Below are 13204 nucleotides of genomic sequence, written 5' to 3' on the forward strand. Positions count from 1 at the left end.
CGGCGCATAGCCGTGCAGCGCATTCTCATTAAAATCCGTAAAATCCCCATATATTACGTGTAAACACTACACCTTTAGCCTGTGTGCCGGGCAGTGGCAGTGCTTTATCGCCCGGCTCGATGCTGATGCGTACCGGCGTATACAGTGCCGCAGAGATCTTGCCTTCCACCTTTGTGCCGTCCGGTTTCTCCTGTTTACCACCGGGCAGAACCTGTGGCGCAAGCACTTCCTGCACCGTTCCGCGCAGAGCCTGACCGTCTTCCAGCTCAATCCGGCAAGGTTGGCCCGGCAGTATGGCCCCGGCCCTGTCTTGCGCGAAATACGCCAGCAGCCAGTAATTCTCTGACACGGCTGCTCCCTCCGGCAAAAGCAGCACAAGAGCTTCGCCGCTTCGCGCCATCTGCCCTGCAGCACCTGTAATGCGCAGCACACGTCCGTCAACGGGCGCATACAGGCTGGCATCTACCGAAGTGCCATCCTGCTCCTTCCGCGCCTCCTCAAGCCTGGCTGAAGGCACCGGCGCATAGCGCTGACGTGAAGCCATCTGCTTGTAACGCAGCATTTCCTGCCGTATGCGCCCCAACTCCTGTTCCAGGGCAGCGCGCATGCGGCTGGCTTCTTCGTACTCCACCCGGGACAGCTCCATCTGCCTGCGCGCCTGCGCTTCGGATTTTACGGCTGCGGCATACCTGCTTTTTCCCGCCGTCCGTTCGCCTCCCTGGGCGTCAAGTGAGCGCAAATCCAGCTGCAGGCGCACATGCAGGGCCACGCTGTCCTGCTGCAGCCGCAGCCTAGCATCCTCTTCATTACGCGCCAGGGCCAGACGGCGCACCATATCCTGCTCTGCCTCCTGCGCAACTTTAAGGCGCGCAGCGGCTTCTTCCATAGTTGGCGGCCCGGAAGCCTGCCCGGCCATGCCACGCAAGGCTGCACCTTCGCGGCCGGCCTCGGCAAGGCGGTCATGATAGACGCGGCCATTCAGGCGCAACAGGGGCTGCCCACGACGCACACTGTCACCCTCACGCACAAAGAAACCTTCCACGGGCGCGGAAAATTCCGGTGCGACCACATGTATCATGGCATCGAGAAAGGCATGCGCGCTGACGATGCGGCCCTGAGCCAACCACAGCCAGATACCCCCCAAAAGAAGCAGTACAAGCGCCCATAGCGGCAGAAGACGCAGCCACAGGGATTTTTTCCCGCTTTTTCGCGGAGGCATTTCAATATACAGGGCTTCAGACATGATTTTTCCTTGGCTTGAAACATGAACAGACCAGCCTGTAAAAAATATGCAGATACCATACCATGTGGGGCGGAACTACAGGACAACCCACTTTACAAGGCGCTGACCTGCGCATACAAAGGCTGCATTGCCGCATACCCCGGCCTCATGTCAAAACTCCGCCAGGAGAATACTGTCATCATGCTTATCACGCGTTTTTGCGCCCTGCTCTGCCTGGGCGTTCTGCTTTTCGGCTGCTCCACCCGACCTGTGGTAGTTGTGGAGAAAGATCAATTCATCCGCATGGCCAGAGCCATGCCCAAAGAACTTCAAGCCCGCAACCTGCTGGATGACAAAGGTTCCTACGTGGCCCCCATGTCTTTTGCGGGCTATAAAAGCTACGGTGAAACGCTCTTCCGGCGGCTTTCTCCCTCCTTCATGGCCGGTGAGACAAGCCACGATGTATATCTGGGCAAGACCTTTGCCGGCACCATGCAGCCCGACAGCCGCGTGACGCATTGGGATAACGGCTTCCGCATCAGGCATGCCACGCAAACACTTACTGTCAACATGGTGGCCATCGCCGACTGGAACGGCGACGGACAGGACGAGTGGATAGTCGCCTGCACAGTTGAGCCGCGCATGGGCGGGCGCACGCGCACCTATTACCTTCTTGTTCCCCCGCCGCAGAACGATCAGGAAATGCTCAAGGGAACCGTAGCCGCCATCAATGAATGCTTCGGCCTGTCCTGCACAGTTTTTGTGCGCGACAGCAAGATCATCGAAAGAGCCGCCTCCAATCCGCTTGCGCCGCCCACCGAAGTGCACGACGTCGTACCCGGCCTGCAACCCGTAACGGAACCGCCGCAAAAAGGCTCCGCCAGGGGCGGCCTTGAAGAGCGCAACCTGTAGGCCGCCAGCCCAAACCGGCAGCGCATAAAAACAACTTCGTTCACGTAACCTGCGCATACATGAAAGAACCCCGGCCTTGGCCGGGGTTCTTTCAGCAATAACAACAGATGCCTGAATCATGCGCTTTAGTCGCATACACCATTGTTTTCAGCGCCAACGGGTACGGTGCAGGCGCTCTGCCGTTTACCGGTACCGTTACATTCAAAGCACGGGGTATTATCCTGATTTTTGCCTGTACCGGAACAGGCAGGGCACACAGTATAGTCATCATTATTTTTCTTATCAGCCATAGGAATCCTCCTTTTACGACTCGATGGCAGCCCTGAAACAGGAGCTGATTTTTCAACAGCACATTCACGAAATAGAACATCGGGCAGCTTTACACTAACATTGCTTTGGCCGGACATGAGCAAGGCAATCGACCCAAAACCGCAACACTGCGCGAAGCGGTTTTTTCTTGTCGCCACCGAACAAAAGCCACATGGCAGCCGGGGCTTGCCCTGCAATAAAGCCTAGCATGCTTGCCGGAAAAGATACAACCCGCCGGGCAGGCTCATACCGCCCGGCGGGTTGAAGAATATTCGCATATCAGGGATCTGCCTGCGCCGCGCCCTGCCGCTATTTTGTATTTTCCTGGGCAGTTGCCACAACCGACAGGCGCTTTTATATCAGGCTCAACTGCGACTGCGCGGTAAAAAGAGGTTGAGCGCCACGCCCGTCACTGCGGCAAGACCTATGCCGCCGAGCTTGAAAGAGCCGATACTGAACTGCATTCCACCCACACCGAAAATAATGATGAGAGCCACGATAATCATATTTCTCGGCTCCATCAGGTCTTTTCCGGCACGTACCAGAGTATTCAGCCCGACCACCATGATGGCCCCGAAAAGCAGGATCATTATGCCGCCCATGACGGGAACAGGGATGGACGACAAAAAAGCCCCGATCTTGGACACGAAAGACAGCAAAATGGCGCACAAGGCCGCCCAGGTCATGATCGCCGGATTGAACACACGGGTCAGGCTCACCGCGCCGATAACCTCGGCATAGGTGGTACAGGGCGGGCCACCCACAAAACCTGCGGCCATGGTGGCAACGCCGTCGCCAAACATGGTGGTGTGCACGCCCGGGTCTTTGAGATAATCGCGCCCGGTGATGGAACTTATGGCGACCACATCGCCAAAATGCTCAATGGCCGGTGCAAGGGTTATGGGCATGATAAAGAGTATGGGTTCCCAGGCAAATTCCGGAAAGGTAAACTGCGGCAGGCTCATCCAGGGTGTGGCCGCAACCTTTGTCCAGTCGCCGAGCCCCAGATACAACGAAACCAGAAAGCCCGCCGTTATACCGCACAATATGGGCATGAGCCGTAAAAACCCCCGCCCCAGAAGCGAAACCAGCACCGTAACCAGAAGCGAAGTCATCGAAACCCACAGGGCCATTTCTTCGGGAACCAGCTGCACCGCGCCATCGCCGGTTTTGCCAAGGGCCATGTTCACCGCCACCGGAGCCAGAATAAGGCCGATGACCATAATAACAGGGCCGGTCACCACCGGGGGCAGCACACGCAACACCACATCAATGCCGCGCCAGCGGATAAGGCCGCTCAGAATAAAGTAGACAAAGCCGGAACAAACCAGCCCGCCCAGGGTCTGGGCGACACCCCAGGTCTGTACTCCGTAGATGATGGGGGCGATAAAGGCAAAGGACGATGCCAGAAAGATCGGCACCTTGCCCCTGGTACATATCTGAAAAAGCAGAGTCCCCACCCCTGCGGTAAACAGGGCCACGTTGCTGTCCAGGCCGGTAAGTATGGGCACCAGCACCAGTGCGCCAAAGGCCACAAAAAGCATCTGCGCGCCGATCAGGCAATCCCTGAAGCGCAGATTGTAGTCGGTGGGCGCAAATTCCCGCCGCGAGCCGCTCAAGCTCATACCCTGCCTCGATTGTTCTAAAGGTGTGCGCGGTGCTATTTGGTACCGAAAATGCGATCTCCGGCATCGCCAAGGCCGGGAATGATATATCCCTGCTCATTGAGGTGATCATCAATGGCGGCGGTATATATGTCCACATCAGGATGCGCCGCCTCCACCTTGGCAATGCCCTCGGGCGCGCATACAAGATTGAGGCTGCATATCTGGCGGCAGCCGTGACGCTTCAGAAGCTCGATGGTGGCGATAAGCGACCCCCCCGTGGCCAGCATGGGATCAAGAATGATGGCAAGGCGCTGGTCCATATCGCTGGCAAGCTTGACGTAATACTCTACAGGCTCCAGGGTTTCCTCGTTGCGGTACAGTCCCACAACGCTGATCTTGGCACCAGGGATCATGTCCAGTACGCCATCCATAAGCCCCAGACCGGCGCGCAAAATGGGAACGACCGTGACTTTTTTGCCGGAAATGGCTTCAATTTCCACAGGGCCGGCCCAACCCTGCACAGTATGCTTTTCGGTACGAAACCCCTTGGTAGCCTCATAAATAAGCAGGCGGGCCACTTCGTTGGAAACGCTGCGAAATTCGCTGGTGGAGGTGGACTCCATACGCAAAATACCAATCTTGTGGCGCACAAGGGGATGATCTACAACATAAACGGCCATGGAGCCTCCTTGCAGGGCATGAGCTAACCCGCTGTTTTCATGAAGCATAAAACTTATTAAGGTTATTCTTGCGTGAGTATCTTGTCAAGCGTCCCGGCCGTGCCGCAGGTCATTTTTTCATGATTCCGCCTAGATTTTTACTTGCGAAAACCCCTGGCTGCGGCATAAAAAACCTTATGGTTACAGCATAAAAAGCCAGCTATGGAGGACAGCATGCCTGCCAAAGTATATTTTACCGATACACATTCCCGCTCACATGAAGAAAGCAAGATGGTCAAGGTCGCCCGCCTGTGCGATGCCCTTAACCTGAAAAAAATTATCAAAAAAAATGAACTGACTGCCGTCAAGCTGCATTTTGGAGAATACGGCAACGACACGCACCTGAACCCCACCCTGGTGCGGCAGGTGGTGGACAAGATCACCGCCGCCGGGGGCAAACCCTTTCTGACGGACACCACTACCCTGTACTCCGGCAGCAGACATAATGCGGTCGACCACCTGCAGACCGCCTATCTCAACGGCTTTGCTCCTTCGGTGGTGGGCGCTCCCGTTATTATTGCCGATGGCCTGTTCGGCGGCAACGACGCGCCGGTGCGCATCAACTGCAAACACTTCAAGGAAGTTCATATCGCCACTGAAATACGCAACGCGCCGGCTATGGTGGTACTCAGCCATTTCAAGGGGCATCAGATGGCTGGCTTTGGCGGAGCCGTCAAAAATCTGGCAATGGGAGGTGCATCTGTACGGGGTAAGCGGGAGCAGCACGCCACCCATGTGAGCATCAACAAAGACGACTGCATCGGCTGCGCCAAATGCGTGCATTCATGCCCGCAGCAGGCCCTGAGCATGCGCGACCATAAAAGCCATGTGGAAACGGCGCGATGTATCGGCTGCTTCGAATGCATGACAGTCTGCCCGGCCAAGGCCATTGTTATTGACTGGGCGACGGAAATGGAACCGTTTATGGAGCGCATGACCGAGTATGCCTATGGTACGGTCAAGGGCAGAAGCAGGCGCGTCTGCTATATCAATTTTGTGCTCAACGTAACGCCGGACTGCGACTGCGTGGCCTGGAGCGACATGCCGCTGGTGCCCGATGTGGGCATTCTGGCTTCCACAGATCCCGTAGCCCTGGACCAGGCGTGTCTTGACCTGGTCAGCAGCGCCCCCAGCCTGTGCGGCAGCGCGCAGGAAAAAAACGGGGAACAGGACAAGTTCACCGCGCGCTGGCCCCATACACGCGGGGGCGTTCAACTGCAGTATGGCGAAGAAATCGGGCTGGGCAGCCGGGCCTACGAACTCATAAAACTGTAATTTCCGCCGCCAGGTCGCGCTTCGCGCCGCCTGTAACGGGTCCAAGCCTGTAAAACATTGCAGACTGCTGCAAAAGCTGAAGCCGGAATTGCCTGTATGCAGGCAGTCCGGTTTCAGTTTTTCTGTGCTTCGCCCTGCTGTTGGCGACCGGAAATCACGGCTGGCAGGGTCAGGGAAAAAAGCGAAAGACGCACTTCTCATAAGTATTTCCTTGCCTGCTTTTTGCGTTAGTGTTACGATTTTACAAATAATACTACTGGGCGGATCAACATTGTCACAGCCTTTCCACGCAACGGCAAAACTGCGGCCAGTGAATACTCTCGGTCATATTCCGGCCAGACGGAAAGGCTATTTACACCGCCATGCAGGAGACATTATGGACCAGTCAGCTTCAGACAGGCTTAACAGAGCCGTCGCCTTTCACGGCCACCTTTGTCCCGGACTTGTCATCGGCCTGCGCGCGGTGGAGGCTGTAATGGGCCACCCTGTGCTTGGGCAGGCCGGCTACGGCAAGCTCGTTTGCATCACAGAAAACGATGCCTGCGGCGTAGACGCCATTCAATGCCTGCTCGGCTGTTCCGCCGGCAAAGGCAATCTGGTTGCCCGCCCGCGCGGCAAGCACGCGTATTCTTTTTTCGACCGCGAAAGCGGCACGGCCCTGCGCCTGTGTCTGCGTGCGAGCAAAAACGGGCAGACCGGCAGAGAAGAATGGCAGCAAACCCTTATGGATATGCCGCTTGAAACAATGTTCAGCGCATCTGCCCCGGCATATGAAGCCCCTGAAAGACCGCGTATTTTCACTTCCGTACCTTGCGAGACATGCGGCGAAGGGGTGGCCGAACCCATGCTGCGTTTTGAGGACGGCAAAAAAGTCTGTCTGGACTGTCTGCGGCATTACGCCCGGCGCTGGTAGGCCGGGAATGTGCTGACGGCTGCCCGGAGCAGCCTTTTTTTCCAGCAATTGATAGCACTTTTTTTAAAAACATCACATGCGCCGGCCTGACACCAACCTTCAGCACGGGCGCTGCCAGAGGGTATGTATGAAACTCATCCTTTGCCTGTGCCTGCTGGCTGTGACGGCCTTTCCCCAGGCAGGCCACGCAGCCGGTTCCGACAATCTCATGCAGGACGTCTTTGTTCTGGACCCGGTAAAAGTCACCGGGCGTATGGAAGAAGACAGGCTGGACAGAACCACCGCCATCGTGGTGGAAAAAAACCGCAGCAACAACGTGGCCGACTACCTGGTGCGCGACCCTGAAATTTCTTTCAAGCGCAAGGCCGCCATGGGAGACAGCAGCGACATCATTTCCATACGCGGCATGGAATCCAAAAGGATCATGCTCAACCTTGACGGCCGCAACATCAGTTCTACCGGCATGTCCGGCGGCAACTATATCGACTTCGGCACCATTCCACTGGACAATATCGAGCGGATCGAAGTGATCAAAGGCGGCAGTTCGGTTGAATACGGCAACAACGCCCTGGGCGGCGTCATCAATGCCTATACCCGCCGCCCCACAGAGCAGCCCTACTTCAGCGTTTACGCCACCATGGGCGGCTGGAAGGATTTTTATGACTTTCATAACGTGCGCGGCAGCTATGCCCAGAAATTCAACGCCATCGGCCTGAGTGTGGGGTTGAGCCATCAGCACGCCGACCCTTTTTTTCGCAACAACGACTATGATTCCTTTCACTTCAATCCCAAACTGTACGTAGACCTGCCCTGGCGGGCCGAGCTTACCCTGGGCTACAATTACAGCCAGACCCGGCGCGGGCTTATCCGCACCAACAGAAACGACGGCAACCCCACCAGCGACTCCAATCCGGACCTGCCCGGCTTTGATTCTCCCATAGACTCCAACTATCCCACAGCCAGCGGCGAAAGCTTTGCCGGGGGATCCCCCACGCCCTCGATGACCGTTATTGGCGACGGCGCGCACTGGACCAAATACCGCCATCTGATGGACTTCACCTACCGGCAGGAATTTCTGGAGACAGCCTACTTTGAGCTTTCCGGCTTCAAGAACAGCGAAAATCGCCGTGAAAAAAACTATGCGGATATTGACGCCCGCATGCAGATTAAAAAAGGCCCGGACGGCTTCGATCCGTCCAAAACAAAAAACGGCGATCTCGTCTTGGACCGCAATGTCATTGTAGACAATACTCACGGCTTCAAGTTCAAGACAGGAGCCACCATTCACGGCCACGAGCTTATGACCGGCGTGGAGTACAAAAGACTGACCCCCGGTCCCATTACAGTGGAATATGTGGATAAAAACTACAACAAGGCCGGACCAAACAAGTGGACGGGAAAAATGGAATCCTCCGAAGCGGGCGCGCCGGCCACGGTAGTGGGGGCGTTTCTGGCCGACAAGTTTTCCCTTACCGACAGCCTGCATCTGGATATCGGCCTGCGCTACGACAGCTTCAGCTACAGCCCCGACGGCCAGGACAGAAACTATTTCGGCTCGCAGCTTTCCCCCAAGGCCATGATCACCTACGAGTTTACCGAAAACCAGTCCGCTTCCCTGGCCCTGTACCAGAACTACAGAACCCCCACCATTCCCGAACTGTACTGGAATTCGCAGTCATCATCACGGGACAATACCGTCAATGTACCCTATCTTGTGGGCAAGGACATAAAACCAGAAACGGCCCGCGGCATTGACGCCGCCTACAAATACAGCTTCGGCGGCAAGGGTTTTCTCAAGCTTTCCGGCTTTTACTACAATATTCAGGATTATATCGTCCACAAGCCCGTCTACGTAAACAGGCCGCAAAGCTATCAGGCATGGGCCGCCTATAATATTGACGCCGAAATATACGGCGCTACGCTGAGCGGCAGCTATGACGTGCTGGACAATGTTACGGTAAAGGCCGCCGTGACCAGACAGGACAGCAAAAAGTCCAATGACCCCGCCGACCCCGGGGGAGTGATGGAAAAGCTGGAGTATATTCCCGACTGGAAAGGAACCCTGGGAACCACCTGGAAAATCAATGAGCAGTTCACTCTTGACACTGTGCTGACCTATGTGGGCGAGCGCAGTTATTACGTCAACACGGCCCAACTGCGTAAGGGCACCCTGCACGACTACGCCACCCTGGGCGCAAGCCTCAGCTACAAGGTGGACGAACATCTGACCCTTGAAGCCTATGCGGACAACATCACCAACACCCAGTATGAAGAAGCCTGGGGGTACCCGGCACTGGGATTCAACGCGGGAGTCAGCATCAAATGGGAACTGTAGACGAAAAACAGCAGAAGCAGCGTGAATACTGGAACGCCCGGTCACGCACCTTTCCGCGCTTTGAAGAAGGCGACGACAATTACGAAGCGGGCATGCTGCGCCATGCCGCGGAAAATGGTGTGGACTTCAACGGTAAGCGCATACTGGACGTGGGCTGCGGTAGTGGCATGTACACCCTGCGCCTGGCGCGCATGGCCGGATCTGTCACTGCTGTGGACGTGGCCGATGAAATGCTGCGCCTGCTGCGCGAAGACGCCGCCGCAATGGGCATCACCAACATTACCACCGTATGCTCCGGCTGGGATGATTTTTCCTCAGACGACTACTTTGACATTGTTTTTGCCTCAATGACGCCGGCCATCGAAAGTGATGAAAGCAGAGAAAAGCTTATGCAGTATGCCACCGGCCAGGTGGTTTTTATGGGCTTTTCCGACCGCATGCTTTCCGATGTCATGCAGGGCTTGCACGAACACTACGGTATTACTCCAAAAATTTTCAACAATGCCCAGGAGATGCGTGCATGGCTTGACGACAAGGGCGTACCGTATACGGCTATCCCGGTCAAAGGCCAGTGGGTAGTGGCAAAAAGCCGGGAAGAACTGGTGGACTCCTGCGTCACCACCCTGCGCGACTACGGCGCGGAGCCGGACCCGCACCTTGTAGAAGCTCACGTGGAGGCATTCAAAGACGAAAACGGTCAGTATGTGGAACGCACAGACTATGTCATCGAGATGATCATATGGCAAAAGCGCTGAGTCTGCTCATGCTGGCTCTGACGCTGCTGACGGGAGCGCCCCATGCCGGGGCGCGCTCCGTTACCGATGCCATGGGCCGCATTGTGGAAGTGCCGGAACCGGAAAACATCAAGCGCATAGTGGCCCTTGGCAGCAGTATGGCCTTTGTCACATACCTTGGCGCACAAGATAAAATCGTGGGTGTGGAAGACATAGACAAGACCATCATCGCCAAGCCCTATGTGCTCTGCAACCGTGAACGCTTCAAAGACCTGCCCGTTGTCGGCAAGGCCGGAGCCGTGCGCGTACCGAACTACGAGCGCATTGTGGGCCTTGGGCCGGACGTGGTCTTCATCATTTCCACCGATCCGGCAGAGCCGGACCTGCTCCAGCGCAAACTGCGCATCCCCGTCATTGCCCTGAGCCAGGGCCTGCCTGCTTTCGACAGTGAAATCTTTCTTGACTCCATCCTTCTTGCCGGAAGTATTCTGGGCAAAAAAGAACGTGCCGAAGAAGTGGTCGGAGGCGTTCGTGCTCTGGCCGCCCTCCTGCCTGCCCCGCCGGCAGGCGAAGAGGCACGGGCCTACGTGGGCGGGCTTTCCTACCGCGGCAACCAGGATATCAAAAGCACGGCCGCCGATTTTTTGCCGTTCGCACTGTCGGGTATAAAAAATATGGCCGACGGCATGGGGCGTTCAGGGCATTTTTTCATCAACAAAGAATTTCTGCTGGCAGCCAATCCGCCCCTGATTTTCATTGACGGTAATGGCCTGCCGCTCATACGGCAGGGTTTGGGCAGCGAACGGGCCTACTACGAGCGGCTCACGGCCCTGACCAGCGGTAACGCCTGGCTGCTGCTGCCACATACTGCCTACTTCAACAACCCTGAAGTGCTCTACATCAACGCGTTTTTCATGGCCAAGGCTGCCTACCCCCAAAGGTATGCCGGCCTTGACCCCGAGGCGATTGCCGATGAAATATTCATCCTTTTCAACGGTTACCCTCTTTATGAAGACATGGTGCGCGTCACCGGCAGGCCGGGCAGGCTGCAGTTGACGGGGCAGGGGCTGGACTATGCCCGGTAAGGAACCTTGCGGCGGCGAAAACAACACCGCACAGTCTCACGCTTATTGTGGCAGCCCAGACGGACGCCTCAGCAACAGCACAGAAACACGTCACTGCTGCTCCCTGCCGTGGGACAGCCCTTTCATGCGGGCCTGCACAGCAACGGCACTGCTGGCCGCTGCCGTACTGCTGGGGCTGACGGGCATGAAGCTTGGGGCAATCTCACGCTCCTGGGCCGACATATGTTCGGCCCTGTTCAGTCCTTCAGGCGATGAATCCTTACGCTATTTTGTGCTCCACCTGCGGCTGCCCAAAGTTTGCGCCGCCCTGACTGTGGGTGCATCGCTGGCTCTTGCCGGAACCATGTTGCAAAACGTGCTCAACAATCCGCTGGCTTCGTCCTTTACCCTCGGCCTTTCACAGGGAGCCGCCTTCGGAGCCAGTTTTTCCATGATCATCCTGCCCGCCGCAGGCGGCCTGGCCGGCCTGAGCATTGTAGCCATGGGCGCACTGGCCGGCTCCCTCGGCGCGTCTCTGCTTATACTGGCCTTCAGTATGGTGCGCGGCATGGGGCCGCAGGGGCTTATACTTGCGGGGGTGGCATTGTCGACCCTTTTCGGGGCCGCCACCATGTCGTTACAGTATTTCGCCACTGACAGCCAGGTGGCGGCTACCGTATTCTGGAGCTTTGGCGACCTGAGCAGAGGAAGCTGGCGCGAGGTCGCGCTGGTAGGGCTTGTGCTGCTGGCAGGTCTTGCCTTTTCCCTGCGTCACAACCTTGACTACGACACGCTGCGCTGGGGCGATGCCCAGGCCACGGCCCTGGGTGTACCTGTTCTGCGCCTGCGCTGTGCAACCCTGTTCATGGCCTCGCTTATGGCCGCCTTTGCCACCGCCTTTTACGGCGTCATCGGCTTTGTGGGCCTGGTGGCTCCTCACATGGTGCGCCTGACATTTCCCCATGCCGGACATTTTTTTCTGCTGGGCTGCTCTGCCCTGTTCGGCGCATGCTTTTTACTGGCGGCCGACCTTGTAGCCCAGACCATCATATACCCTGCCCTGCTGCCCATAGGCATTGTCTGCGCTTTCACCGGAGTGCCCGTTTTTTTATGCATCCTTTTCAGGGGGGCCAAAGCGCATGCTTGAGGCCAAAAACATTTCTCTTGTGGCGCGATCCGGCAGAACTATCCTTAACGGCGTATCCTTCCGTCTTGAGCCAGGACGCTGCATGGCCCTCATCGGCCCCAACGGCGCAGGCAAAAGCACGCTTGTAAGAATTGTGGCAGGGCTTGACCGACCCACATCCGGGCGCGTGCTTCACCAGGGTACGGACCTTTCCGGTCTGAACCGCCGTCAGCGGGCGCAAACTGTGGCCTATCTGCCGCAGGTTGCCCATCCCGTGCCGTGCAGCGTTTTTGATGCCGTGCTTTTGGGACGCAGGTCACGCATGGGCTGGCTGCCCGGCAAGAATGACCGCCTGAAAACAGAGGCCATTCTGGAAGAACTGGGGCTTGCCCACCTGCAAAAACAGTGCGTCACCAGCCTCAGCGGCGGCGAACTGCAAAAAACACTCATTGCCCGCGCGCTTGCGCAGGAAGCTCCGGTACTTCTGCTGGACGAACCCGTCAACCACCTGGACATTCGCAATCAGGTTGATATCCTCGAAATAATTACAAAAATCACCATAACCCGGCGTATGTGCGTACTCATTGTGCTGCACCACCTGAGTTACGCCCTGCGTTACGCGCAGGATGCCATGCTGCTGCATCAGGGGCGCCCGGCGTATCAGGGACCGTCGAAAGACCTGGGCGAACACGACCTGAGCCGGGTCTACGGCATTCCTGTCCGCTTGCAGCGTATCAACGGCCAGCCTCACGTACTTTTTTAAAATCGGCTGCGGGTGTTATCTTTACTCCACGCCGGGATGGATAACCCGTTACGCCCGCATGTGCTCTACCGGATACACGGCAACGTGGACTATGGGCAGAAAAAGACTTTTCCTGCGGACGGCAAACGCGCGCCCGGGCCTGACAACAATCACAGCGACCACCCGTTATACTAAAATAACCAGAGCAGCTATATCGTTGCAGCAACGCGCTGTCGCCTCAGGCCT

General features: G+C 57.0%; 12 protein-coding genes. 8 read left to right on the forward strand and 4 right to left on the reverse strand.

What is annotated here, in order from left to right; translation table 11 throughout:
- Positions 1 to 28: 28 nt before the first annotated feature.
- On the reverse strand, positions 29 to 1243 hold the full coding sequence (locus tag ACZ495_RS06280) for an HlyD family secretion protein (protein WP_464262844.1): 1215 nt from the start codon (positions 1241 to 1243) through the stop codon (positions 29 to 31).
- 180 nt (positions 1244 to 1423) lie between these two features.
- Between ACZ495_RS06280 and ACZ495_RS06285 the strand changes: the two genes are divergently transcribed.
- The gene (locus ACZ495_RS06285) at positions 1424 to 2134 is read left to right on the forward strand and encodes a hypothetical protein (protein WP_041724001.1); all 711 of its coding nucleotides are present in this window, start codon (positions 1424 to 1426) and stop codon (positions 2132 to 2134) included.
- Between the two features lie 125 nt (positions 2135 to 2259).
- Here ACZ495_RS06285 and ACZ495_RS06290 read toward each other — a convergent pair whose 3' ends face one another.
- The 3 genes from ACZ495_RS06290 to upp form a co-directional block, all read right to left on the reverse strand.
- On the reverse strand, positions 2260 to 2424 hold the full coding sequence (locus tag ACZ495_RS06290; RefSeq protein ID WP_012624630.1) for a hypothetical protein: 165 nt from the start codon (positions 2422 to 2424) through the stop codon (positions 2260 to 2262).
- A gap of 384 nt (positions 2425 to 2808) precedes the next feature.
- On the reverse strand, positions 2809 to 4068 hold the full coding sequence (locus ACZ495_RS06295) for a uracil-xanthine permease family protein (RefSeq protein ID WP_012624629.1): 1260 nt from the start codon (positions 4066 to 4068) through the stop codon (positions 2809 to 2811).
- A 35-nt stretch (positions 4069 to 4103) separates the two neighbouring features.
- Positions 4104 to 4730, reverse strand: coding sequence for a uracil phosphoribosyltransferase (gene upp, locus ACZ495_RS06300; protein WP_012624628.1), 627 nt, complete (start codon positions 4728 to 4730; stop codon positions 4104 to 4106).
- 213 nt (positions 4731 to 4943) lie between these two features.
- Between upp and ACZ495_RS06305 the strand changes: the two genes are divergently transcribed.
- The 7 genes from ACZ495_RS06305 (at position 4944) to ACZ495_RS06335 (ending at position 12979) form a co-directional block, all read left to right on the forward strand.
- Positions 4944 to 6044, forward strand: coding sequence for a DUF362 domain-containing protein (locus ACZ495_RS06305; protein ID WP_012624627.1), 1101 nt, complete (start codon positions 4944 to 4946; stop codon positions 6042 to 6044).
- Positions 6045 to 6420: 376 nt separating this feature from the next.
- A complete protein-coding gene (locus tag ACZ495_RS06310) occupies positions 6421 to 6957 on the forward strand; it encodes an FmdE family protein (RefSeq protein WP_012624626.1) in 537 nt (178 codons plus the stop codon).
- A 127-nt stretch (positions 6958 to 7084) separates the two neighbouring features.
- Positions 7085 to 9292, forward strand: coding sequence for a TonB-dependent receptor plug domain-containing protein (locus ACZ495_RS06315; RefSeq protein WP_012624625.1), 2208 nt, complete (start codon positions 7085 to 7087; stop codon positions 9290 to 9292).
- A complete protein-coding gene (locus ACZ495_RS06320) occupies positions 9280 to 10047 on the forward strand; it encodes a class I SAM-dependent methyltransferase (RefSeq protein WP_072312096.1) in 768 nt (255 codons plus the stop codon). Before ACZ495_RS06315 ends, ACZ495_RS06320 begins: the two co-directional genes overlap by 13 nt.
- Positions 10032 to 11111: an ABC transporter substrate-binding protein gene (locus ACZ495_RS06325; protein ID WP_072312095.1), complete on the forward strand. Its 1080-nt coding sequence runs from the start codon at positions 10032 to 10034 to the stop codon at positions 11109 to 11111. The genes ACZ495_RS06320 and ACZ495_RS06325 overlap by 16 nt, the downstream gene beginning before the upstream one ends.
- Positions 11101 to 12237, forward strand: a complete 1137-nt coding sequence (locus ACZ495_RS06330) for a FecCD family ABC transporter permease (RefSeq protein ID WP_464262845.1) — start codon at positions 11101 to 11103, stop codon at positions 12235 to 12237. The genes ACZ495_RS06325 and ACZ495_RS06330 overlap by 11 nt, the downstream gene beginning before the upstream one ends.
- Positions 12230 to 12979 carry an ABC transporter ATP-binding protein gene (locus tag ACZ495_RS06335; protein ID WP_464262846.1) on the forward strand — a complete coding sequence of 250 codons (750 nt, stop codon included), beginning with the start codon at positions 12230 to 12232 and terminating at the stop codon, positions 12977 to 12979. Before ACZ495_RS06330 ends, ACZ495_RS06335 begins: the two co-directional genes overlap by 8 nt.
- The last annotated feature ends 225 nt before the right edge of the window (positions 12980 to 13204 follow it).

Source organism: Desulfovibrio sp. GTC20076 (assembly GCF_055385905.1).

Coding starts and splice junctions, on each gene's coding strand:
- ACZ495_RS06280 (WP_464262844.1), bottom strand. CDS start 1,243: ATGTCTGAAGCCCTGTATATTGAAATGCCTCCGCGAAAAAGCGGGAAA.
- ACZ495_RS06285 (WP_041724001.1), top strand. CDS start 1,424: ATGCTTATCACGCGTTTTTGCGCCCTGCTCTGCCTGGGCGTTCTGCTT.
- ACZ495_RS06290 (WP_012624630.1), bottom strand. CDS start 2,424: ATGGCTGATAAGAAAAATAATGATGACTATACTGTGTGCCCTGCCTGT.
- ACZ495_RS06295 (WP_012624629.1), bottom strand. CDS start 4,068: ATGAGCTTGAGCGGCTCGCGGCGGGAATTTGCGCCCACCGACTACAAT.
- upp (WP_012624628.1), bottom strand. CDS start 4,730: ATGGCCGTTTATGTTGTAGATCATCCCCTTGTGCGCCACAAGATTGGT.
- ACZ495_RS06305 (WP_012624627.1), top strand. CDS start 4,944: ATGCCTGCCAAAGTATATTTTACCGATACACATTCCCGCTCACATGAA.
- ACZ495_RS06310 (WP_012624626.1), top strand. CDS start 6,421: ATGGACCAGTCAGCTTCAGACAGGCTTAACAGAGCCGTCGCCTTTCAC.
- ACZ495_RS06315 (WP_012624625.1), top strand. CDS start 7,085: ATGAAACTCATCCTTTGCCTGTGCCTGCTGGCTGTGACGGCCTTTCCC.
- ACZ495_RS06320 (WP_072312096.1), top strand. CDS start 9,280: ATGGGAACTGTAGACGAAAAACAGCAGAAGCAGCGTGAATACTGGAAC.
- ACZ495_RS06325 (WP_072312095.1), top strand. CDS start 10,032: ATGGCAAAAGCGCTGAGTCTGCTCATGCTGGCTCTGACGCTGCTGACG.
- ACZ495_RS06330 (WP_464262845.1), top strand. CDS start 11,101: ATGCCCGGTAAGGAACCTTGCGGCGGCGAAAACAACACCGCACAGTCT.
- ACZ495_RS06335 (WP_464262846.1), top strand. CDS start 12,230: ATGCTTGAGGCCAAAAACATTTCTCTTGTGGCGCGATCCGGCAGAACT.